Source organism: Ruania alkalisoli (genome assembly GCF_014960965.1).
Classification (GTDB): Bacteria; Actinomycetota; Actinomycetes; order Actinomycetales; family Beutenbergiaceae; genus Ruania; species Ruania alkalisoli.
Map to the genome: position 1 here is coordinate 784411 of NZ_CP063169.1, position 21885 is coordinate 806295.

Annotated in this window: 23 protein-coding genes and 1 tRNA gene; 15 read left to right on the top strand and 9 right to left on the bottom strand. The window is 69.5% G+C overall.

From position 1 onward, the window contains the following. Positions 1-46 precede the first annotated feature (46 nt). Entirely contained in the window at positions 47-526 is a 480-nt protein-coding gene (locus IM660_RS03260; RefSeq protein ID WP_193497999.1) for an NUDIX hydrolase, read from the bottom strand. 103 nt (positions 527-629) lie between these two features. Between IM660_RS03260 and IM660_RS03265 the strand changes: the two genes are divergently transcribed. Then, on the top strand, positions 630-1922 hold the full coding sequence (locus IM660_RS03265; protein ID WP_246465108.1) for a uracil-xanthine permease family protein: 1293 nt from the start codon (positions 630-632) through the stop codon (positions 1920-1922). Positions 1923-1946: 24 nt separating this feature from the next. On the opposite strand, the gene IM660_RS03270 is transcribed toward IM660_RS03265, so the two are convergent. Further along, positions 1947-2429: a MarR family winged helix-turn-helix transcriptional regulator gene (locus IM660_RS03270; RefSeq protein ID WP_193498001.1), complete on the bottom strand. Its 483-nt coding sequence runs from the start codon at positions 2427-2429 to the stop codon at positions 1947-1949. Positions 2430-2488: 59 nt separating this feature from the next. On the opposite strand from IM660_RS03270, the gene IM660_RS03275 reads away from it, so the two are divergent. Further along, positions 2489-2935, top strand: a complete 447-nt coding sequence (locus tag IM660_RS03275; RefSeq protein WP_193498002.1) for a nuclear transport factor 2 family protein — start codon at positions 2489-2491, stop codon at positions 2933-2935. Between the two features lie 138 nt (positions 2936-3073). Here the strand turns inward: IM660_RS03275 and IM660_RS03280 are convergent. The 3 genes from IM660_RS03280 to IM660_RS03290 all read right to left on the bottom strand — a co-directional run bounded on the left by IM660_RS03280 (position 3074) and on the right by IM660_RS03290 (position 6697). Beyond that, positions 3074-3147: transfer RNA gene (locus IM660_RS03280), tRNA-Pro, on the bottom strand. Between the two features lie 115 nt (positions 3148-3262). Then, the gene (locus tag IM660_RS03285; protein WP_193498003.1) at positions 3263-4210 is read right to left on the bottom strand and encodes a metallophosphoesterase; all 948 of its coding nucleotides are present in this window, start codon (positions 4208-4210) and stop codon (positions 3263-3265) included. Positions 4211-4213: 3 nt separating this feature from the next. After that, positions 4214-6697 carry a penicillin-binding protein gene (locus IM660_RS03290; protein ID WP_193498004.1) on the bottom strand — a complete coding sequence of 828 codons (2484 nt, stop codon included), beginning with the start codon at positions 6695-6697 and terminating at the stop codon, positions 4214-4216. A 276-nt stretch (positions 6698-6973) separates the two neighbouring features. Between IM660_RS03290 and IM660_RS03295 the strand changes: the two genes are divergently transcribed. Genes IM660_RS03295 through IM660_RS03300 form a run of 3 tightly spaced genes read left to right on the top strand, consistent with a single transcriptional unit; the run spans position 6974 to position 7977 of the window. After that, a complete protein-coding gene (locus tag IM660_RS03295) occupies positions 6974-7303 on the top strand; it encodes a WhiB family transcriptional regulator (protein ID WP_193498005.1) in 330 nt (109 codons plus the stop codon). Positions 7304-7351: 48 nt separating this feature from the next. Continuing rightward, positions 7352-7507 (top strand): Sp36 family protein, encoded by a 156-nt coding sequence (gene sp36, locus IM660_RS19725; protein ID WP_159623696.1) that lies wholly within the window; start codon positions 7352-7354, stop codon positions 7505-7507. Beyond that, the gene (locus tag IM660_RS03300; RefSeq protein WP_210769180.1) at positions 7504-7977 is read left to right on the top strand and encodes a RidA family protein; all 474 of its coding nucleotides are present in this window, start codon (positions 7504-7506) and stop codon (positions 7975-7977) included. The genes sp36 and IM660_RS03300 overlap by 4 nt, the downstream gene beginning before the upstream one ends. A 57-nt stretch (positions 7978-8034) precedes the next feature. On the opposite strand, the gene IM660_RS03305 is transcribed toward IM660_RS03300, so the two are convergent. Next, positions 8035-8712, bottom strand: coding sequence for a Crp/Fnr family transcriptional regulator (locus tag IM660_RS03305; protein WP_159623692.1), 678 nt, complete (start codon positions 8710-8712; stop codon positions 8035-8037). A 132-nt stretch (positions 8713-8844) separates the two neighbouring features. Between IM660_RS03305 and IM660_RS03310 the strand changes: the two genes are divergently transcribed. Both IM660_RS03310 and IM660_RS03315 read left to right on the top strand, forming a co-directional pair. Continuing rightward, positions 8845-9492, top strand: a complete 648-nt coding sequence (locus IM660_RS03310; RefSeq protein WP_246465109.1) for a SigE family RNA polymerase sigma factor — start codon at positions 8845-8847, stop codon at positions 9490-9492. Further along, positions 9489-10412: a hypothetical protein gene (locus tag IM660_RS03315; RefSeq protein ID WP_193498007.1), complete on the top strand. Its 924-nt coding sequence runs from the start codon at positions 9489-9491 to the stop codon at positions 10410-10412. The genes IM660_RS03310 and IM660_RS03315 overlap by 4 nt, the downstream gene beginning before the upstream one ends. Before the next feature lie 32 nt (positions 10413-10444). Here the strand turns inward: IM660_RS03315 and IM660_RS03320 are convergent, their stop codons facing one another. The 3 genes from IM660_RS03320 to IM660_RS03330 all read right to left on the bottom strand — a co-directional run bounded on the left by IM660_RS03320 (position 10445) and on the right by IM660_RS03330 (position 14731). Beyond that, the gene (locus tag IM660_RS03320) at positions 10445-11353 is read right to left on the bottom strand and encodes an alpha/beta fold hydrolase (protein WP_246465110.1); all 909 of its coding nucleotides are present in this window, start codon (positions 11351-11353) and stop codon (positions 10445-10447) included. Positions 11354-11541: 188 nt separating this feature from the next. Then, positions 11542-13530 carry an acetate--CoA ligase gene (gene acs / locus IM660_RS03325; protein WP_193498008.1) on the bottom strand — a complete coding sequence of 663 codons (1989 nt, stop codon included), beginning with the start codon at positions 13528-13530 and terminating at the stop codon, positions 11542-11544. Between the two features lie 157 nt (positions 13531-13687). Further along, complete coding sequence (locus IM660_RS03330; RefSeq protein ID WP_193498009.1) at positions 13688-14731, bottom strand: hypothetical protein; 1044 nt, start codon at positions 14729-14731, stop codon at positions 13688-13690. A 68-nt stretch (positions 14732-14799) separates the two neighbouring features. Here IM660_RS03330 and ssd point away from each other — a divergent pair, with 68 nt between their 5' ends. The 8 genes from ssd (at position 14800) to IM660_RS03370 (ending at position 21885) form a co-directional block, all read left to right on the top strand. After that, complete coding sequence (ssd, locus tag IM660_RS03335) at positions 14800-15831, top strand: septum site-determining protein Ssd (protein WP_193498010.1); 1032 nt, start codon at positions 14800-14802, stop codon at positions 15829-15831. Further along, positions 15828-16973, top strand: a complete 1146-nt coding sequence (locus tag IM660_RS03340) for a TadA family conjugal transfer-associated ATPase (protein WP_193498011.1) — start codon at positions 15828-15830, stop codon at positions 16971-16973. Before ssd ends, IM660_RS03340 begins: the two co-directional genes overlap by 4 nt. Next, a complete protein-coding gene (locus IM660_RS03345; protein WP_193498012.1) occupies positions 16973-17668 on the top strand; it encodes a type II secretion system F family protein in 696 nt (231 codons plus the stop codon). The genes IM660_RS03340 and IM660_RS03345 overlap by 1 nt, the downstream gene beginning before the upstream one ends. A gap of 4 nt (positions 17669-17672) precedes the next feature. After that, a complete protein-coding gene (locus IM660_RS03350) occupies positions 17673-18272 on the top strand; it encodes a type II secretion system F family protein (RefSeq protein ID WP_246465111.1) in 600 nt (199 codons plus the stop codon). Positions 18273-18416: 144 nt separating this feature from the next. Next, positions 18417-18653, top strand: coding sequence for a DUF4244 domain-containing protein (locus tag IM660_RS03355; RefSeq protein ID WP_193498013.1), 237 nt, complete (start codon positions 18417-18419; stop codon positions 18651-18653). Continuing rightward, the gene (locus IM660_RS03360) at positions 18653-19024 is read left to right on the top strand and encodes a TadE family type IV pilus minor pilin (protein ID WP_193498014.1); all 372 of its coding nucleotides are present in this window, start codon (positions 18653-18655) and stop codon (positions 19022-19024) included. Before IM660_RS03355 ends, IM660_RS03360 begins: the two co-directional genes overlap by 1 nt. Further along, the gene (locus IM660_RS03365) at positions 19021-19392 is read left to right on the top strand and encodes an Rv3654c family TadE-like protein (RefSeq protein WP_193498015.1); all 372 of its coding nucleotides are present in this window, start codon (positions 19021-19023) and stop codon (positions 19390-19392) included. Before IM660_RS03360 ends, IM660_RS03365 begins: the two co-directional genes overlap by 4 nt. 60 nt (positions 19393-19452) lie before the next feature. Continuing rightward, positions 19453-21885 (top strand): DEAD/DEAH box helicase, encoded by a 2433-nt coding sequence (locus tag IM660_RS03370; RefSeq protein ID WP_193498016.1) that lies wholly within the window; start codon positions 19453-19455, stop codon positions 21883-21885.

Consider the following 21885-nt stretch of genomic DNA (forward strand, 5'->3'; position numbering starts at 1 on the left):
CCGAGGAAGTCAGCGTCCGCAGGTGGGCTCGTGGGACCTGGTGGGGCTAGCGGATGAAGCGTGGACCCGTGGCTGGGTCGTAGGCGAGGGCGTCGGCGATGCGTTGACGGGAAGTCTCCTGCAGGTCCTCGGGCAACACATCCGACGGGAACCAGGCCACCTCGAGGGATTCGTCGTCGGCCACGTGCGCTGCGCCGTCGAGGTAGCGGCACCGGAAGGTGAGGTCGAGGTAACTGGCGCGGTCGCCGTTCGGGTAGGTGATCTCGTCCCCGCTGAGCGCTGAGACCAGGGCGTCCACCTCGACCCGGATCCCCGTCTCCTCGGCGACTTCCCGGATCGCAGCGACAGCCGGCTGTTCGCCCGGGTCGAGGATGCCGCTGATGACCGCCCAGCGGCCGGTGTCGGCACGGCGGCCGAGCAGGATGCGATCGTTGGCGTCGAACACCACGGCACTCACTCCGGAGAGCCACAAGTGAGCGGTGCCCACGTGACGGCGGAGTTCGAGCACGAAGTCGGGGACTGGCATGGACCGATCCTCGCACGGTGGCGAGCGGGTTCCGTGGCATTGCCAGCCGCCCACTACGATCTGGCGAGGCCATGATCGTGGCGCGATCGAACGAGGGAGAACCGTGGGCAGCTGGACCCTGTACCGGGACGGAAAGACCATCGCACCAGGAGAGGTGGTGGCACCCGGGCAGAGACTGAGCTGGCCGCGCACCATCGGCATCGGTGCCCAGCACGTGGTGGCGATGTTCGGTGCCACGTTCCTGGTGCCGTTGCTGACTGGTTTCCCGCCGGCGACCACGCTGTTCTTCTCCGCGATCGGGACGGCCGGGTTCCTGCTGATCACCCGGGGCCGGGTGCCGAGCTACCTGGGCTCGTCTTTCGCGTTCATCGCCCCCATCGGTGCCGCGACGGCGTCGCAAGGGATGGCCACCGCCCTCGGGGGAGTGCTCGTGGTCGGCGTATTGCTCGCCGTGGTGGGCCTCGTGGTCCATCTCGCCGGGGCGCGCTGGATCGATGTGGTGATGCCGCCGATCGTCACCGGCACGATCGTGGCGCTCATCGGCCTGAACCTGGCTCCGGCTGCGTGGGGCAACGTGCAGGCCGCCCCCGTGACGGCGGTGGTCACCATCGCTGCCATCGTTCTGATCACCGTGCTGTTCCGGGGCCTGCTGGGCCGGTTGGCGATCCTGCTCGGTGTGCTGGTGGGCTACGCGGTCGCGGTGGCTCGCGGTGAGGTCGGCTTCGACGCTGTGCGGGATGCCGCCTGGGTGGGCCTGCCGCAGTTCACTGCTCCGCACTTCGATGTCGCGGTGCTCGGGCTGTTCGTGCCGGTGGTGCTGGTGCTGATCGCGGAGAACGTCGGCCACGTGAAGTCCGTAGCCGCGATGACGGGGGAGAACCTGGACGACGTGATGGGGCGCGCACTGCTGGCCGATGGTGTGGCGACGACGCTCGCCGGCGCCGGCGGCGGTTCGGGTACGACCACCTACGCCGAGAACATCGGCGTCATGGCGGCCACCAAGGTGTACTCGACGGCCGCATACTGGGTGGCGGCAGGATTCGCGCTGCTGCTGAGCCTGTCCCCGAAGTTCGGAGAGCTGGTGGCCACGGTGCCGGTCGGTGTGCTCGGCGGTGCTGGCACAGTGCTGTACGGCATGATCGGCATCCTCGGTGCGCGCATCTGGGTGCAGAACAAGGTCGACTTCTCCGACCCTGTGAACCTCACGACCGCGGGTATCGCACTGGTGGTGGGGATCGCGAACTTCACCTGGGTCGCTGGTGATATGACGTTCGAGGGCATTGCTCTGGGCACGGCTGCGGCGCTGGGGATCTATCACGTCATGCGCGCTGTCGCCCGGTGGCGGGGCACGTCGGCGGAGCCGGCGAGCCCGGCGTCGGCGGCCAGGGAAGGCTGACGGTAGCCTGCGCCAGTCCTGTGGCTACGCCTGCGGCGGGCGTGTGGCACGGCGGGTGACGCCGTCGGTGCCGTGGACCAGGTCGAGCAGGTGGCTGAGCACAGTTCCAGCCTGCGTCACGGCACTGGCTCCGGCTTGCTCGACGAGGGCGGACTCCAGTTCGGTCCGAGCCTGGCGACTGTCGGTGACGAGTTCGTGCCCGCGCTCGGTCAGCGACAGCCTCCGGACTCGCGCATCGTCGGCGTCGGCTGCGCGCTGCACGTACCCGAGGCTCTCGAGCTCTCGGACGTACTTGGACGCGGCCTGCTGGGTGACGCCGAGGTGAGCCGCCAACTCGGTCACGGTCGGCCCGCCGTCGATGAGGTGCTGGATGACGTAGCCGTGCGACGTCCGCACGCCCTGATGGCCGAGGCGGTGCAGCCGCTCGAGCAGGTAGTCGTTGGCGGCCGATCCGGTCAGCCAGGCGAGGGTGGCGATGTCGAGGGAGGCGGGGTTGACGGCAGGCATGCCTCAGTTTCGCACAACCATGGTTGAGCATTTGTAGATCAACAACTACGGTTGTGGATATGAGATCTCAGAACGAAACTGACGCGCCGTCGACGACTGCATCCGAGAGTGAGCCGTTCACCGTGCTCCGCAGGCTCCACGAGGCGCTGGAATCCGGAGGGCATGGAGAGCAGTTGCGTGAGCTCTTCGTGCCGGAGGCAGAGCTGGTGGAGCGACCGAATGTGCTCAAACCGGATGGAGCCACAGCGACCGTCGGGGACATGATCGCCGCATCCACGGCTGGGGCGTCACTGCTCGCCGTGCAGCGCTACGCGGTGCACTCGTGTGTGGCAGCGGGGGATGAGGTGGCGGTCCGCCTGACCTGGGAGGGTGAGGTGGCAGCCGACGCCGGACCGTTCCGTCGCGGGCAGGTCCTCACCGCTCACATCGCCCAGTTCGCGACAGTCCGGGACGGGCGGATCGTTCGTCTGGAGACCTTCGACTGCTACGAGCCGTTCGATCGGTAGGTCGCGTGGCGGGGAAGCCGTGCTGCAGAAGCTCGTGCCGCCGGGAATTCCCGTTGAATAGGCGATGAGTTCGCGCCCGTCGGGGGAATGACAGGAGGCCCCTGATCTGCGTTTCCGCAGGTCAGGGGCCTCCATCTGTCGGGGTGGCGGGATTCGAACCCACGACCTCTTCGTCCCGAACGAAGCGCGCTACCAAGCTGCGCCACACCCCGGTGCAGCCCGGCCAGCATAGCGGAGCACAAGCCTGAGGGAGAAACTGGCGCTGTGTGCGCAGTCACATCCGCCGGCTGCATCCGTCGACGCCGTGGGGGCAACTGGCTCTAGCGGTCAGCGCGGCGTCAGCGTCAGCACTGTCACGCTCGGGCGGCACGCGAAGCGGACCGGCGTGAACGGGCTCGTTCCGACCCCGTTGGAGACGTGCAGGTAGGTGGATCCCGCCTCGCCGGCGGCGCCGGGCCAGCCGCTGAGGCCACTGGCGCGCGCGGTGTCGAGGTCGCAGTTGGTCACGAGCGCACCGTAGCCGGGCACGCAGAGCTGACCACCGTGGGTGTGCCCGGCGAGGATCAGGTCGCAACCGTCGGCGTGCATCGCGTCGAGCACGCGCCGGTACGGGGCGTGCGCCACGCCGAGGCGAAGCACCGGGGCGTTCGTATCGCCGGCCCGGCCGGCCAGTGGAGTGGGCATCCTGTCGCGGTCCAGGTGCGGGTCGTCGACGCCCACCAGGTCCACGGGAGTCCCGTTCACCTCGACGGCGTCCCTGCGGTTGGTCAGGTCGCGCCACCCTGCCGCGGCGAACGCCAGGCCGAGCTCGTGGGCCGGCAGGTCTTCGGGCTCAGGGGCAGCCTCATGACGGCGCGGATCGGCAAGCAGATAGCGGGCCGGGTTCTTCGGCTTCGGCCCGTAGTAGTCGTTGGAGCCCATCACGAAGGCCCCCGGACGCTCCAGTAGAGGTTCCAGCGCTCGCAGCACTGCTGGCATGGACTGCGGGTGAGCCATGTTGTCGCCGGTGTTGATGACCAGGTCCGGTTCCAGCTCCGCAAGGCTGCGCAGCCAACGGATGGTGCGGCGCTGCTGCGGGAGCAGGTGCAGATCGGAGAGGTGCAGAATCCGGATCGCGGCCGCCCCAGCGGGGAGGACTGGCGCACGCACGTGCCGGACCGTGTAGGCCTTCGCCTCGGCAAGGGACCAGGCGAGCACTCCGAAACCAGCAGCGATCACTCCGGCGCCGTATCGCCGCCCCAGTGTCCCTAGCGATGCGTGGTGCGCAGGTGTCATCTGCTAGTCGTCATCGCCATTGCCGGGCCCGTTGCCGTTCCCCGGTCCGCCATTCCCGTTGCCAGGTCCGTCGTCGTTCCCGTCGTCTCCGTCGTCATCGTTGTCGTCCGGCTCCTCCTCCGGTTCCGGACCAGAACTGAAGATCACTCCCACCTCGGAGCCCGGTCGGAGCTGGCTTCCCGCACCAGGTGTGGTACCGATCGCGCGGTCCACGGGCACCGAATCGCTGGGCTGACTGCTGGCCGAATAGGGTCGGAACCCAGCCTCACGGAGTACGTCACCGGCCTCGGGCCCGCTCATCCCGACCACGCTCGGCACCGGGCGCCGCTCACCGAAGATCTCCCGGTCGCGAGCGTCCTCGAACTCCTGGACCGGCATGCCGTCGACCGCCTGGGACATGTAGTCGTGCCAGATGGGTGCGGCCGTGTTTCCGCCATACCACTGTGAGCGATAGACGCCGTTGATGGTCGCGTCGAACATCGACCGGCTACTGCTCTCCGAGTATCCGACCCATACAGCGGTGGCGAGCTGCGGGGTGTAGCCGACGAACCAGGCAGCGGAGTCGTCGTTGGCTGTTCCTGTCTTACCTGCCACGGGCCGGCCGGAGATAATGGCGTTGGCGCCCGTACCCCCCGGGCTCACCACCTCCTGCAAGGCGTGATTCATCGCGTTAGCGATCCGTGGCTCGAGGACCTGGTTGCACTCGGCATCGGGCACCGCCAGTTCCTCGCTATCAGCATTGACGACGCTCTCGATCGCAATGGGCGTGCAGTAGGTGCCGCCCGAAGCAAAGGTGGCGAAGGCGGCCGCCATGGTCAAGGGAGCCACTTCGTTCGCACCGAGAGCCATGGACGGCACCACGGCCATGGAGTAGTCGCCGTACGGCTCGTCATAGTCCGGTCCGGTGTATGGCTCGCCGAGATCGACGGTCGCGTGATGGAACCCCATCCGTTGCACGGTATCGGCGATATCACACTGATTGAGTTGGTTGGACATGTTGACGAACGCGGTGTTCACCGACTCTTTGGTTGCCTCCAGCACCGTCATGGGCCCCGTTCCGAATCCGTCAAGATTGTTGGGCTCATACGGTCGGACATCGACGAACTGTGGCAGGCACGTGTTCCAGGATGACCGCGGGAAGGACTGATTCGGTGACCCGTCGACGATCTCATTCAGCGAATGCCCATCGATCAACCACTGAGTCAGAATGAACGCCTTGAAAGTCGACCCGGTCTGGAAGCCGTTCGACCCACCGTGGGAGTTGTCGGCGTTGAAGTTCACCTGCGTGGCCCGTGGTTCCTCGTCAGAGGGGGTGCCGTAGGGCGTGTTCTGCGCCATCGCCAGGATCCGGCCCGTGCCGGGTTCGATGGTCGAGGTGGCAGTGGACACCCCGGAGTCGTCGTCCACCGGGATGTTGCTGACCAGCGCGTCGTACGCCTGCTGCTGCATCTCAGGGTCGAGCGTGGTGTGGATCTGCAGGCCGCCGCGCACCAGCAACTGGTAGCGCTCGGCCTGGGTTTCACCGAACACCGTGTTGTCGAGGATCTCTGCGCGCACGTAGTCACAGAAGTAGGTGCTGATGCCGGCGTCGCAGCCGTTCGGTGTCGGCGTGACGTCCAGCATCTCCTCGATCGGGATCGCCACTGCCTCGTCGTACTCGGCCTGGGTGATCTTCCCCTGGTCGAGCAGCAAGCCGAGCACGGTGTCGCGCCGGTTCTCCCCGTTCTCCGGATTGACCACCGGGTTCCAACCAGCAGGATTCTGCGTCTGCCCCGCCAGGAGCGCCGCCTCAGCGATCGTCAGCTCAGCAGCGCTGTGGCCGAAGAAGTAGCGAGAGGCTGACTCGACGCCGTAGTGCGAGGGGCCGAACTGCGCGATATTGAGGTACCCCTCGAGGATCTGGTCCTTGCTGCGGTGCTGCTCCAGGGAGATCGCGAGTTTCGCCTCCCGCAGTTTCCGGCCCAATGTGGGTGCGGTGGCTGCGGCGATGGCATCCGCATCCTCGGCGTGTCGGCCGGCCTCGATGAGCACGTTCTTCACGTACTGCTGAGTAAGGGTGGACCCACCCTGAGTATCGGGACTGACCAGGTTCTGCACGGCAGCACGGATCAAGCCCTCGGGATCGACGCCGCTGTGCTCGTAGAAGCGCCGGTCCTCTACCGCGACCACCGCCTCCTGCATATTCTCGGAGATCTCATCGAGCGGACGCACGATCCGGTTCTCCAGATAGAACCGCGCCAGGATCGAGCCGTCGTTGGCCAGGATCACGCTCTGCTCGGAGAGCTCTTCGCTGCCGAGTTCGGTGGGTAGCTCGTCGAACATCCGCGAGGCCGCGTCGGTGGTCGCACCGACCGTCGCCACCGCCGGCATGATGAAGCCCGCCGAGAGCACGCCACCGACCCCGGCCACCATCAGGAAGGCCAGGAACATCGAGATCAGCTGCGCCACGTTGACCGTGCGGGAGGTCGATCGCGAGGGAGGAGCCATGGGCCAAGGGTACGATGCCCGGCTGACTGTGCCCACCGTCGCGCGCGGTTCGTGGCAGGCTTCACGCTCGGCGTCGGGGACGCCGTACGAGCCGCCGCGGATACCCTCCCGTTGATCAGGGGGTTCCATCGGCCCCCTCATCCGGGGTATAACTCCGGGGTGGCCCTGTGCCACCAACGATGCATCAGGTAGATCTCGGGGGAGATCACAGCGGGTCGTGGCCGATCGGCTGTTGATGGGTCACGCCACTCGCAGTGGAAGAGGTGGGGAATGAGCATGACCTTCGATGAAGACTGGACGCTCAAGGCAGCGTGCGCGAAGCGTTCGCCGGATGAGTTGTTCGTGCAAGGGGCGGCGCAACGCCAAGTGCGCGAGATCTGTTTCCAGTGCCCGGTGCGGATCGACTGCCTCGTGGATGCGCTCGACAACCGGATCCAGTTCGGTGTGTGGGGCGGGATGACCGAACGCGAACGCCGTGCATTGTTGCGCAGCGAACCGGACGTCGACTCCTGGCGGGCGCTGCTCGGCGATGTGGATGACGCCGAACTGGACGAGTTCGTCGGCATCCGGCGGAGCCGTCGGGTCATGCGCGCAGCGGGTGCCTGAGTACACAGGGCTCCTGTGCGGCCGCGCTGAGTGCGTAGGATCACTCGTATGACACGCTGGGAGTACGCGACAGTTCCGCTGATCATCCACGCCACCAAGCAGATCCTTGACCAATGGGGCGAGGACGGCTGGGAGCTCGTCCAGGTGGTGCCGGGTCCGGACAACAACGGGCTCGTGGCCTACCTGAAGCGGGAGAAGCAGTGACAGCGTCGCAGCGTCTGGCTGAGTTGGGCATTGAGTTGCCCGACGTTGTCCCGCCCGTGGCGTCCTATACCCCGGCCGTCCGCCAGGGTGATGTCGTCTACACCGCGGGCCAGTTGCCCTTGGTGGCCGGTGCGCTCCTGCACACCGGCAAGGTCGGTGACGGGGACGGACTCGTCAGCGAAGCCGACGCCCATGCTGCCGCCAGAGTCGCCGCACTCAACGCCGTCGCCGCTGCGGCTTCCGCGGCAGGCGGCGTCGACAACATCGCCCGGGTGGTCAAGGTCGTCGGCTTCGTGGCCTCGGAGGCCACTTTCACCGGCCAGCCCCGGGTGATCAACGGCGCCTCGGACGTGCTGCAGGAGATCTTCGGTGACGCAGGCGTGCACGCACGCTCCGCCGTCGGGGTGGCTGTGCTCCCGATGGACGCCCCTGTCGAGGTGGAGCTGATCGTCGAGGTGACCACCCCGTAAACGCAAGCGCTCGACGGCGACCCACCGGCCGCCGTCGAGCGTTTCGTTGCGTGTGGTTCAGCGAGCCCGGTGGGTGAGTCGGTCGATATCCACCAGCACCACCGTGCGCCCCTGCAGCTGAATCCAGCCGCGGTTGGAGAACTCGGCCAGGGCCTTGTTCACCGTCTCGCGGGTGGCACCCACCAGCTGGGCGAGCTCCTCCTGGGTGAGGTCGTGCGTGACCCGCAGACCGCCGTCGGTCCGTTCGCCGAAGCGACGACCCAGGTCCAGCAGCGCTTTGGAGACCCGGCCGGGTACGTCGGAGAAGATCAGGTCGGAGACCTTGTCGTTGGTGCGGCGCAGCCGCAGCGCGAGGGAGCGCAGCAGGTGCTGGGACACCTCCGGTCGCTGATCCAGGATCTGCAGCAGCCCCTGATGACTCAGCTCCACCAGCTCGGTGGTGGCCAGGGCGGTCGCGGTGGCGGTGCGCTTGCCTGGGTCGTACAGGGACACCTCGCCCAGGATCTCGCCCGGCCCGAGGATGGCGAGCAGGTGCTCCCGCCCGTCCGGGGCCATGTGCCCGAGCTTGACCTTCCCAGAGCCGAGGACGAACAGCCGGTCGCCAGCAGACCCCTCGTGGAAGATCTCCTCACCGCGGCGGAACGTGAGTTCGGCGGTGCGCTCGCGGACCGCGCGGTAACTCTCGTCGCTCAGTTCGGCGAAGAGTGGGGCGGATCGGACCACGGCCTCGTCCATCAGAAGAATCCCTTCATCTCGCTGTGAGGTCAGCCACAGTCTGCCACTCTCATGGTGTTTGGCGCGCCAGCAACGCAGGCTGAGACGGGATCGTTGTGATCGATGTGGGGCGGCTCACGATATGAAGACCACGTGAGGCAACCTTCCGCAGTGCTGGGCCGTGTACAGGGTATGACCAACCATCTGCAGGCTGAGGCGCGACCCGCCGCCTCCGAAGGCTCCGACCCGGTAGAGCCGGAGCCGGACCTGACGGTGGTGGTCGAGTCCGCGGCGAGGCAGAGCCGTGATGAGGAGTTCACGGAGTTCGTCCGTACAGCGGGCGCCGATCTCGCCCGGACTGCCTGGTTCCTCTGCGGTGACGACTATCAGGCTGAAGAACTGACGCAGCAGGCCCTCGTTCGCACCTATGTGAAGTGGCACCGGGCTCGCGCCGGTGACCCGCTGGCGTATGCGCGTCGAGTGCTCGCCAACCAGCGAATCGACTCCTGGCGCAAACGCCGCCGAGAGGTTCTCGCGGCAGAACCACCTGAGCGTGTCGGCGAGGACGAGACCGGGATGCTCGCCGAGCGTGACCGGCTCGTGCGGGCGCTCCTCGCTCTTCCTCCACGTCGACGCAAGATCGTGGTCCTTCGGCACCTCGTCGGCCTTCGCGAGTCCGAGGTGGCCGATGACCTCGGGATCTCCGTGGGCACGGTCAAGTCGACTGTATCCCGCTCCCTCGCCCAGTTGAGGGCGACGCTGGGCGAACACGACCACCTCGATGAAGGGACCATCCGATGAGCCGCGCACCCCACAACTCCCGGCCCGATCCGCTCATTGCGCGCTATCACCGTGCTGCTCCCGAGGTCAGCATCGACCCGGCAGCGGTGCTGAAGGCAGGGAAGCGGCGTCGCCTCACCCGGACGGCTGGCGCAGCAGCCGTTGCCGCGCTGACCGTGACGGGTGCCGGATGGGCCGTGACGGAGCTGCCGATGAGTTCCGGCACGGCGGTGGCTACCCAGGAGCCTACCGAGAGCACTGGGCAGCCGAGCGATGCGGTGGCCGAGGAGGTGCTCGCTCTCGCTGATGAGTTGGAGGCGAATGCACAGCCGGTGCCGGAGGGGATGGCCTTCCACTATGAGGGCACCGATTGGCTGGTGACGTCGAACACAGTGGAGATGATCGGTGAGGAGCGCACGTCGAATCCGGATGGCACGATCGTCCAGGTGGAGATCCTGGCGGGTTCGGGCAGCGACCTGGTCGTCGGTGATCCGATGCCGGCCGATGCTGAGCGCACCGAGACCGGCCCGATCGAGCAGGGGCGCCCCGACTGGGCGTTCGAGGAGGACCTCCCGCTCGATCCGGACGAGCTCCGTCAGGCCTGGGTGGACAGTTGTCCCTTGGCCCCATCAGTCGGCGCGACCGAGTACCGATGCGTCTACGTCGGTATGCAGGAAGCTGTGCCGATCGCGACCGACGCACTGGCCGCTGCCGCGCTCCGAGTCCTTGCGGCCGAGCCCGACGTCGAGATCGAACGGATCACCGACATGCTGGGCCGGGAGCGGATCGCCGCCACCTTCGATCTGCCCGACGAGGGACTGTGGAGTTACCTCATCGACCCCGAGACCGGCCGGATCGACGGTGCTCAGACCTCAGGTGAGTACAGCACCAGTATCGGCACGTTCACCACGGAGTGGGTCGACCCTGTCAGCGATTCCTGAGACCACCGAGGGGCGGGGCGAGGCTCGGCGGGCTACTCCAGCCCGCCGAGCCACTCGATCAGCAGCTCACTGACCTGCTCCGGCGCTTCCTCCGGCAGCCAGTGCCCGGCCCCGGCCACGCTCACCCGGGAGTAGGTGGCGTGCACGTAGTCGCCGTCCCGCCGGTAGGAGGAGTCGGTGAACACCGGGTCCGCCGTGCCGCGCATCGAGAGCACCGGCACTGTGATTGCCTTGTTCACCGCAGCCCGGTACCGCTGGCCGTCCACGCGGGGGGTGGACCGCAACGACCAGCGCAACTGCTCCATCGCGCTGTGCGCGACGAACGGCAGCCGCACCGCCTGGGTGTACAGGTCCACGCCCTCCGGTTCCCACCCGGGAGCCCCCCAGGCCCGCAGAAGGTGAGCGACGCCGTCGGCGTGGGTGAAGGACCGCTCCGGGAACCACGGCACCTGGAACCGTGCCAGGGTGCGCAGCGTGCTCACGGGCGCCACCCGGACCGACGGGGTGTGCAAGGGAACCGGGTGCGGGGCGGCGAGCACCCCCACCGCACGCGTGACCGCCGGGGCCATGGCCGGCATCGACCACGCCACCTGGCCTCCGAGGCCGTGTCCGATCACGACGGCGGAGCTCGCCCCGAGTGAGCCGATCACCCCGCGTACGTCCGCCACCATCGAGGGCGTGTCGTGACCGGAGGGCGGCTTGTCGGAGCCCGCGTAGCCGCGCAGGTCCATCGCTGCCACCCGGTAGCCGGCCTCTGCGAGCGCGGGGATCTGTGCCCGCCAGGCCCACCAGAACTGTGGGAAGGCGTGCAGCAGCACCACCAGCGGTGCCTGCCCATCGTCGGGCCCGGCCAGCGCCACATGGAAGCGACCGCCGTTGGCGGCGACCATCCGGTGGGTCCACGGGCCGGGTTGCTGCACAAGCGCGGGGTCGGGTGTCACGAGAGGCGAGGCTACCCGCGCGGCGCAGCAGAGCGAATCATCCGGGAGGTGGAGAGAAGAAATCCCTCGTCGATCTGGCGGTTGAGTTCGAACTGTCAACCACCAGATCGACGAGGGATTTCCACAACCACGGAATCGCACGTCGAATTGGCGGTTGAGGCACAGCCAAATCGACGAGGGATTTCGGGTCAGTCCTGTGCGGAGGAGCCCTTCATACCGCTGCTGATCAGATCCATGACGGAGCTGTCGGCCAGCGTGGTCACGTCCCCCACCTGCCGGTTCTCGGCCACGTCGCGCAGCAACCGCCGCATGATCTTGCCCGAGCGGGTCTTCGGCAGCTCCGCCACGACGAGGATCGAACGAGGTTTGGCGATCGGGCCGATCTCGGAAGCCACGTGGTTGCGCAGCGCCGCCACCACGTCCGCACCCTCGCCCACCTCGTCGGTCTTCTCCTTCGCGTCCCCGCGCAGGATCACGAAGGCCACCACCGCCTGACCGGTGGTGTCATCGCTGGCGCCCACCACGGCCGCCTCGGCCACCCACTCGTGGGAGACCAGGGCTGACTCGATCTCGGTGGTGGAGAGGCGGTGCCCGGAGATGTTCATCACGTCATCCACCCGGCCGAGCAGCCAGATGTCGCCGTCGGCGTCGTACTTGGCGCCGTCGCCGGCGAAGTAGGTGCCGGGGAAACGGGACCAGTAGGTGTCGGAGAACCGCTGCTCGTCGCCCCAGATGCCGCGCAGCATCGACGGCCACGGCTGGTCCAGCACCAGGTATCCACCGCCACCGGGGCCGACGGCCTCACCGGCGTCATCCCAGATGCTCACCGAGACGCCCGGCAGCGGCACCTGCGCCGAGCCTGGCTTGGTCGCAGTCACGCCCGGCAGCGGGGAAATCATGATCGCGCCGGTCTCGGTCTGCCACCAGGTGTCCACGATCGGGGCCTTGTCGCCACCGATCACGCGGCGATACCACATCCACGCCTCGGGGTTGATCGGCTCGCCCACGCTGCCCAGCAGGCGCAGCGAGGAGAGGTCGAACTTCGCCGGAACGTCGTCGCCCCACTTCATGCAGGTGCGGATCGCCGTCGGGGCCGTGTAGAGGATCGTGACGCCGTACTTCTCGACGATCTCCCACCAGCGGCCCTGGTGCGGGGTGTCCGGAGTGCCCTCGTACAGCACCTGCGTGGCGCCGTTGATGAGCGGCCCATAGGTGATGTAGGAGTGGCCGGTGACCCAGCCGACGTCGGCGGTGCACCAATAGACGTCAGTCTCCGGCTTGAGGTCGAACACGTTCCAGTGCGTGTAGGCAGCCTGGGTGAGGTAGCCGCCGGTGGTGTGCAGGATGCCCTTGGGCTTGCCGGTGGTGCCCGAGGTGTACAGGATGAACAGCGGGTGCTCGGCCTCGACGGCCACCGGCGCGTGCTCCGCGGACGCCTCGCCGAGGGCGTCGTGCCACCACACGTCCCGGCCCTCGGTCCAGGCCACGTCCTGCTCGGTGCGACGCACCACGAGCACGTGTTTGACGTTCGTCTCACCCTTGGCCAGGGCGTCGTCCACGGCCGGCTTGAGCGCGCTCGGCTTGCCGCGTCGGTACCCGCCGTCGGCGGTGATCACGGCGGTGGCGTCGGCGTCGATGATGCGTGAGTACAGCGCCTCGGCGGAGAAACCGCCGAATACTACCGAGTGGGCGGCACCGATACGCGCGCATGCCAGCATCGCGATCACGGCTTCGGGGATCATCGGCAGGTAGATAGCAACTCTGTCACCTGTCGCCACGCCCAGGGATTCCAAGGCGTTCGCGGCCTTGGACACCTCGCGCTGCAGGTCGGCATAGGTCAGGGTGCGGGTGTCGCCGGGCTCTCCTTCGAACAGGATCGCGGTCCGGTCGCCGTTGCCTGCCTCGACGTGCCGGTCGACGGCGTTGTAGGCGGCGTTGAGGCGCCCGTCGGCGAACCATCGCGCCGTCGGGGCGCCGGAGAAGTCCAGAACCTCGGTGAACGGGGTGTCCCACGTGAGGTGGCGGCGGGCCTGCTCGGCCCAGAACTCGAGGCGATCCGCTTCAGCGTGGGCATACAGGTCGCCCTTCGCATTGGCGGCGGCTGCGAACTCCTCCGACGGCGCAAAGGCGCGCGTCTCGGTCAGGAGGTTCTCCAGGGCGGGGTTGTGGTCGGTCACTGTTCCTCCGAGCAACGGCTATGGTGCATGGCTACCTACCTAGCCTATGCCCAACGCAGCCGGTTGCTGCAGGCGGTGGCAGCCTCACGGCTTGTCCCACGACGGCGGAGGCCGGCTCCCGTCGGGAACCGGCCTCCGGCAGAGGTACTGAAGCCGCTCAGGCCTCGGCAGCGATCTTGCGCCGCTCCTCGCGCCGACCCTGCCGCCGCGCTCCGTGGGAGACGATCCCGACGAAGATCAGCACAACCCCGTAGAGCAGCAACCGTCCGGCGTGCCCCTCGGAGATGAGGTGGTCGTAGACGTTCGTCCCGAACTGGCCGAGCCGGTCGAAGAGGGCGGACTGGTCGTTCAGGAAGTCGTTCACGATCACCGGGACGGCCAGGAATGCGGCACCGATGACAGTGCCGATCGACCCGACGATGATCGACCCCAACGAGGACCAGCGCGCGGCCAGCAGCAGCACGATCGCGCACAGGAGGCCTCCGGCCAGTTCCACGAGCCCGGCCACGTTCACGGCCTCGAGGTTGCGGTCCAGGGAGAAGGCGATCCGCTCGCCGCCGTCGGCCAGCAGGTACCAGGCGACGGGAGCGAAGACGATCGCGATGAGGATGCCCCACCAGTGCGCGGCAGCCCGGGATCGTGGGCCGTCATCCCAATCGCCGAACGGGTCGTCCTCCGCAGGTGCGGGTTCGGTCTGCACCGGTGCAGGGGCGACGGGGGTCGCAGGCGTGGGTGGAGCCGCGGTGGGTGGAACGGGCTCTGATGCGGGTTCACCGGTGCTCCGGCCGAAGCGACGCGCCCGCTCCTGCCGGAGCGCTGTGTCCTCGTCCTCGGTAGGCAGCTGCCGTGTGGCTGGCTCGGTGCCGAGTGTCGTCGTCGGTTCTGAGGTGGAGGGAGCCGGTGGCGGCGGTGGAGTCGGTTCGGACGGTTCAGGTGCCGCCGCTGCGTGGTCGGAGCGCGTGCTCTCGGTGTTTGTGACGTTCTCGGACGCGCTGGTGCCCTCGGTCGCCGCCTCGTCGGGCGCGGCGGTCGAGTCGCGGTCGTCGCGGTCGTGCGGTGGGACGGTGCTCACGTGGTCCTCCAGTTGGCTGGTGGCCACACCGTATCGATGCCGGGCCTCCGGAGTGATCGTGGCACGCCGGGGCGCCGCCAGCCAGGTGAGCCGATATCCACAGGTGAGTGCCGCCGTCGGTCTGTCCACACCCCGCCTCCTGAGCGGGCGAGTCGAGCTTGCACACCGGTCAGGGTGGAGACGTGAAGGGAGCAGCGATGAGTCAGGACGAACCGATCGTGGCCTTGCGGTCTGCCCGCACCGATGTGATCGATGCCGTGCGCGAGGTGGTGGCGCTTGCTGACCGGCCGGTGGTGGTGCATCCGCCCGGTGCCGGGCCGGCCCCGGCCCGGTTGCTCGTCGACAGCCTCGAGGAGCGCACACCGGAGGATCCGCTTTGGGTGCGACCAGGCTCGCGCTCGGTTGCTGTCAGGATGCAGGACGCGGATGTGTCGTCCCCGGCACTTCGACGGACACACGCGTCCGGTGAAGGTCGCCCGCTCCAGCTGCCCGCCGACGCGCAGGAACTGCTCACCCTGGTCCGCACCGCGGCGCGGGAGCGCCGGGCGAAAGTGATCGGCGTGGTCGGCGCCCGCGGTGGTGCCGGCGCCTCCTGCCTGGCTGCAGCCCTGGCCCGCACCGCCGTCGATCGTGGACTGGGGACGGCCCTGGCCGACCTCGACACATGCGGAGCCGGGGTCGATCTCCTGCTCGGGATCGAGCACAGCGGCGGGCTGCGATGGGCTGACCTCTCCACCGGGGACGGGTCCCTTCCGCACGACCAGCTCGCTGCGGCCCTGCCCTCGTGGGGCGGGGTGCGGGTGCTCTCGGCCGACTGGCGCGGAGGGCCGGATACGTCGCAGGGCTCCGAGGCGCTCGACGCCCTGGCGGCCGGGCACGATCTGCTCGTGCTCGATCTCCCCCGGGCGCAGGCGGTGTGGGCCGGGATGTGCGACGTCGTCTACGTGGTGACCACATGCGATGTGATGAGCGGCGCGGCCGCACGGATGCTGGCCGCAGGATGGCAGGGCGGGGATCTGCGGCTCGTGGTGCGTGGCCCCGCGCCAGGTGGCCTCACAGCCGCCGAGGTGGCGCAGGCATGTGGATTGACGCTGGCGGTGAGCATGCGGGAGGAACGGAGCCTGGCGGCTGCGCTCGAACGCGGGGTGGCGCCCGGGGAGAACCGGCGTGGGCCGCTGCGCCGAGGTGCGCTCGCTGCACTGCGGGATCTGGACCTGGTGGACGAATGAGCACCGGACTCACCGCGGTGCGGCAAGCCCTCCTTGACGGCCCGGCCGATGTGGGCCCGGCCGAGGTCAGCCGGGCGGTGCGCCGATCGGCAGGGCTGCGCCCCGACGGGGCGTTGCTCGACCTGGACCGCCAGGCACGGGCTGAGATGCTCGGCGCCGGACCGACCCTGCAGCCACTGCTCGACGATCCGGCAGTCAGCGACGTCGTCGTGAACGGCGACGGCTCGGTCTGGGTGGACCGCGGTGGCGGCCTGACGCTCCAACCGGGGCGGCTGCGTGAGACCCGCGCTCTCGCCACCCGGCTCGCTGCCGCCGCCGGGCAGCGTCTCGACGATGCCGCTCCGATCGCCGAGGGTCGTCTTCCGGATGGCACCCGGCTGCATGCGATGCTGCCGCCGCTGTGCGCTGAGGGGGCCGCGATCTCACTGCGGACGATGCGAACCCGGGCCTTCGACCCGACCGAGCTGCAAGCCTCTGGGATGCTCGGATCGCGTGGAGCCCAGGTGCTGGAGCGGTTGATCCAGGTGCGTGCGAACGTCCTGGTCAGCGGGGCGACCGGTGCGGGTAAGACGACGCTGGTGGCAAGCGCGCTCTCACTGGTGGCGCCCGGTGAACGGATCATCTGCATCGAGGAGGCGGCTGAGCTCGTTCCCGCCCACCCGCATGTGGTGCATCTGCAGGTACGCCGCCCCAATGTGCAGGGGGCAGGTGAGGTGACACTGCCGGACCTGGTGCGTACGGCGATGCGGATGCGCCCTGATCGGATCGTGCTCGGCGAGTGCCGCGGTGCGGAGGTGCGGGACGTGCTCGGGGCGTTGAACACCGGCCACGACGGCGGATGGGCCACGATCCATGCCAACACCGCTCGCGATGTGCCGGCCCGCCTCATCGCGTTGGGGGCATTGGCGGGTATGCCTCCGGGGGCTGTTGCCGTGCAGGCCAGGAGCGCCATCCACGCTGTGCTGCACCTGGTGCGACGCCAGGGGCGGCGCATGCTCGCCGAGGTGGCGGTGCTGCGCCCGGACGGCGCCGAGGACGTCGCCTGCGATCTTGCGCTCACGCTCGGCCCGGACGGCGATCTCATCGAGGCCAGTGCCTGGCCCGGGCTCGCCCGCACGCTGGACTCGGGTGAGCCGCGCTGATGCTCGCCCTCGCCGCCCTGTTGCTCGTCCTGGCGACGGCGTTGCTCACCGTTCCCGGACGTCGCCTACCGTCGATGCCCGCCACCGCGAAGACGGCTCGCCCGCGCCGCCCGCGCCGCCGGGATGCGCGTGCCCAGACACCGGTCGGCACCGTGCTGGTGGAAGTCGCCGCCCGTCTGCGTACCGGGGCGTCCGTCCAGGCTGCGTGGCGGGAGACGTGCGAGCGGTACCAGGATGTGCCCGGGCCGCTACGTGAGCTTGCGGGTACGACCGGGCCGGGTGTGATCGGGCCGGGTGCACCAGCCGCCGGCGCAGGACCGGGGGCCCTGGCGAGCGGCGCTTCTCCCCGGACAGACGCCGTCGCCGGGGCGGTGGCTGCGGTGCGTATGGCCGAGCGCCTCGGTGCGCCGTTGGCCGACGTCCTGGAATCCTGCGCCCACGGAGTGGCCGAGGCCGAGGAGGCGGCCGCGAACCGGCGCACCGCGCTTGCTGCTCCACGTGCGACGGCGCGGCTGCTGGCCTGGCTCCCGCTTGCCGGTGTCCTGCTCGGGCTGATCCTGGGCGTCGACCCGACCGGGGTGTTCCTCGACGGTAGCTGGGGCACGGTCAGCATGGCGCTCGGTCTTGCGCTCATGGCGGCCGGCCACCGATGGACAGGCGCCCTGGTCGCCGCTGCCGAACGCGCCGGCCGGTGATCTCGTGGGTGTGCTGGTGCTGGCCCTGGTCACCGCGTCGTTGCTGCCCTGGGCACTGACCCGCCCGGTCACCGGGCGCCCGGCCGACGGGCCGATCGTGTCCCGGCGGCGCCGACGCAGCGCACACCCGGGGCACGTCGATCCGGCCGTGCAACTGGACCTGGTGCGCAGTGCCCTCGCCGCCGGGGCATCCGTCCCCGCCGCGCTCGATGCACTCGGCGACGCGCTAGGCCGGGATGCCGGCGCCCAGCTGCGCCGTGTCGTGGCCGCACTCCGGTTGGGAGCCGACTGGGACGAGGCCTGGGACCTCATGGGGCCACCGGATACGACGGCGTCGACCCGATCAGCGCTCCAGACGGCCGATTCCAGCCGGATCCGCGACTGCCTGGCACCGGCATGGCGGGACGGCGTGGACCCGGACCCGCTGCTGCGGCAGGCAGCCGCGACGATTCGCAGCGGCCGTAGCGCTCGCGCGAGGGAGGCAGCGGCCCGGCTTGGAGTGCGGTTGGTGCTGCCGCTCGGCTGCTGCCTGCTCCCGGCGTTCGTGCTGCTCGGTCTCGTGCCCGTGCTGCTCTCCACTGGTGCCGACCTCATTCGGCCCTGACCGCCGCGACCGTGCTCGTGACCGTGGTGGCGAGCAGGTGCTGTCGTTTCCACAACCCGCCCCCTCCGGTCAGCGCCGCTGCCCGGGTGCGGCGCAGCCTGGTGACTCCCGGGGTCGACCGACCCCCGAACGAAGGAGAACACCATGACATCGACCACCATCCGGCCGGCTCATGTGGGCCGACCGGTAGCACGCACTCTCGCCCGGCGATGGGCTCGCCTATGCCGCCGGTCCGAGGCAGGGATGGCCACCGCCGAGTACGCGATCGCGACCCTCGCCGCTGTCGCCTTCGCCGGGCTCCTGCTGACGATCATGGGCAGCGACCAGGTGCGCGGCATGCTGGTGCGGATCATCCAGCAGGCCCTCTCGATCGGTTCCTGATGACCGGCGTCCGCGCACCGCGCGATCGCGGTTCGGTGACCGCCGAGCTGGCGATCCTGCTGCCAGCTGTGGTGCTGATGCTGGTGGCGGTTCTGACCGCGGCGGCAGCCGGCGTCGCTCAGGTTCGGTGCGCGGACGCTGCCCGTGCGGGTGCACGTGCCGCGGCACTGGGGGAGACCACCGGGCAGGTGGTGGAAATCGCCGAGCACGTTGCCGGGGCGGACGTCGAGGTGGGTGTCTCCCGCGACGGCGAGTGGGTCATGGTCGGGGTTCGTACGGGCCTCCCGCTGGGGCCGCTCGGCCGGCTGATCGAGGTATCTGCCGACGCGTCCACCCCCGTGGAGCCGGGATGGGCGGAGGGTGCGCCATGATCCGCCGAACCCGCGATCGCCGTGATCGAGGCTCGGCCACCGTCCTGGTGCTCGCCGTCGTGGCAACCGGCCTCGTCGCCATGGTTCTCCTCGGCGGCCTGGTCCACGCCAGCCTCGCCCGCGGTACCGCCCAGGCGGCAGCCGATCTGGCGGCCATCGCGGCCGCACGGGAGGCCACGCGAGGTGCACCGGACCCGTGCCGGATCGCCGCCGAGGTGGCCGAACGCAACGGCGCGGACCTCGCCTCATGCATCGTCGGGGATGGCGCACTGGTGGACGTCCGGGTCGATGTCCCCGCCGAGCCGCTACCGGGATGGTCACGGGCCGCCACGGCCGAGGCCCGCGCCGGCCCGGTCGGGATGGGATGAGGATGCGTACCGGATGGCGGTATAGCCGTCATCTGCTGCCCGCCTTGAGACACTGATGGAGTGACCTACCCCGAGCCCCTGACGGCGCTGCTCACCCCACGTCGGCAGCAGGCCGGTCTCGTGCACGTGGAGACTGTGCCGGCCCGTGCGGGTCGCCACGCACCGTGGCCGTCGTGGGCCGACGCCGACCTCGTCGCCGGCTACGCCGCACGCGGGGTGCAGCGCCCGTGGGAGCACCAGGTCGCAGCAGCCGAGGCCGCCTGGGCAGGCCGCCACGTGGTGCTGGCCACCGCCACCGGGTCAGGCAAGTCGCTGGCCGCGTGGCTGCCCGCCATCACTGCCGTGCGCGAGGCGTCCCGGAACCTCGGGACCAGTATCGCCGCGCTGAATCGGCGCCCCACCACCCTGTACCTGAGTCCCACGAAGGCGCTCGCGGCCGATCAGCTGCACGGGCTGGAGACGCTCCTGCGCAGCGCGCAGATCCGGGACGTGCGCGCCGCCACCTGCGACGGCGACACCGCGCTCAGCGAACGCGACTGGGTGCGAGACCACGCCGACCTGGTGCTCACCAACCCCGACTTCGTGCACTTCTCACTCCTGCCACGCCACCAGCGGTGGCAACGTCTGCTGCGCGGGCTGCGCTACGTCGTCGTGGACGAATGTCATGCCTACCGCGGTGTGCTCGGCGCGCACGTGGCCGTGGTACTCCGCCGCCTCCTGCGGCTCGCCGCCCACTACGGTGCCCGTCCGACGGCGATTCTCGCCTCCGCCACCACCGGTGACCCGGCCGTGTCGGCTGCCCGGCTGCTGGGCGTCGACACTGACGCATTGGTCGCCGTGACCGACGACGCCGCACCGGCCGGTCGCCGGACCGTCGCACTCTGGCAGCCGCCGGTGCTCGACGACGGTGCTCCGGTCGAGGAGATCGATGGTGGCGAGGGGGAGGACGGTGTGAACGCGTGGCGGCCGACGGGCACCCCGGCGGACGGCCCCCGGCGCTCCACCCTCGCCGAGACAGCGGAACTGCTCGCCGACCTGGTGCGTAGCGACAGGCGGGCCCTGGCCTTCGTGCGTTCCCGGGTGGGGGCCGAGGCGATCGCCGATCAGACCCGGTCGATGCTGCGGGACCGGCCCGGCGCTCTGGACAGAACCGCGACAGAACCGGCCGACACGGTCGCCGCCTACCGCGGCGGCTACCTGCCCGAGGAACGCCGCGAACTCGAACGCGCACTCCGCACCGGCGACCTGCGGGCGCTGGCCACCACCAACGCCCTCGAACTCGGCGTGGACATCTCCGGCCTGGACGCCGTGCTCATCGCGGGCTGGCCGGGCACCCGCGTCTCCTTCTGGCAGCAGGTCGGCCGCTCCGGCCGGGCGGGTGCCGAAGGGCTCGCTGTGCTCATCGCCAGCGACAACCCCCTCGATGCCTACTTGGTGCACCACCCCGAGACGATCTTCTCCACCCCGATCGAGGCGACCGCCTTCGATCCCGGCAACCCGTACGTCCTCGCCCCGCACCTGTGCGCTGCGGCCGCCGAAGTCCCCTTGACTGAGCAGGACCTGGTGACCTTCGGGCCCACGGCTGCCGACCTGGTCGGTGAGCTGGTCGCACGAGGCATGCTCCGCCGTCGCCGGAACGCCTGGTACTGGAACTACTCCCGGCCGGAGGATCCGGCCTCCCTGACCGACCTGCGCGGCGGGGGAGGACCACCGGTGCAGGTGGTGGAAGAAGGCACCGGGCGCGTGCTGGGAACCGTGGACGCCGGCCGCGCCGACGCCACGGTGCACACCGGAGCGATCTATGTCCACCAGGGCAGGACCTACCTGGTCCGGGACTACGCCGACGACGTCGCGATCGTCACCGAGGCGCAGGTCGGCTACCGCACGCGCAGCCGCAGCGAGAAGCAGATCAGCGTGCTCGAGACCCGGGCGGAGCAGCAGTGGGGGCCGGTGCGCTGGTGCTACGGCGCACTCGAGGTCACCGACCGGGTGGTGGGCTACGACCGGCGACGTCTGCCCTCGCTCGAGCTCATCGGCTCCTACCCGCTGGACCTGCCCGAGCACACACTGCGCACCACGGGCTGCTGGTGGACCGCAGCGCCGGAGGTGTTCGACGATCTCGGCCTCGCACCGGCTGACCTACCCGGGGCGCTGCACGCCGCCGAGCACGCCGCGATCGGGCTGCTCGGATTGGTCGCCACCTGTGATCGCTGGGACATCGGCGGCCTGTCCACCGCAGTGCATGCCGACACCTACCAGCCCACCGTCTTCGTCTACGACGGCTACCCCGGCGGGGCAGGATTCGCCGAGCGAGGATTTGCCGTGGCGAAGCAGTGGATCACCGCCACCCGGGACGCCGTCGCCGGCTGCTCCTGCGAGACCGGCTGCCCCGCGTGCATCCAGTCACCCAAATGCGGGAACAACAACTCCCCGCTGGACAAGGCCGGGGCGCTCGCGGTGCTGGGGCTGCTGGTGGAGTTGGCGCCGGAGTGA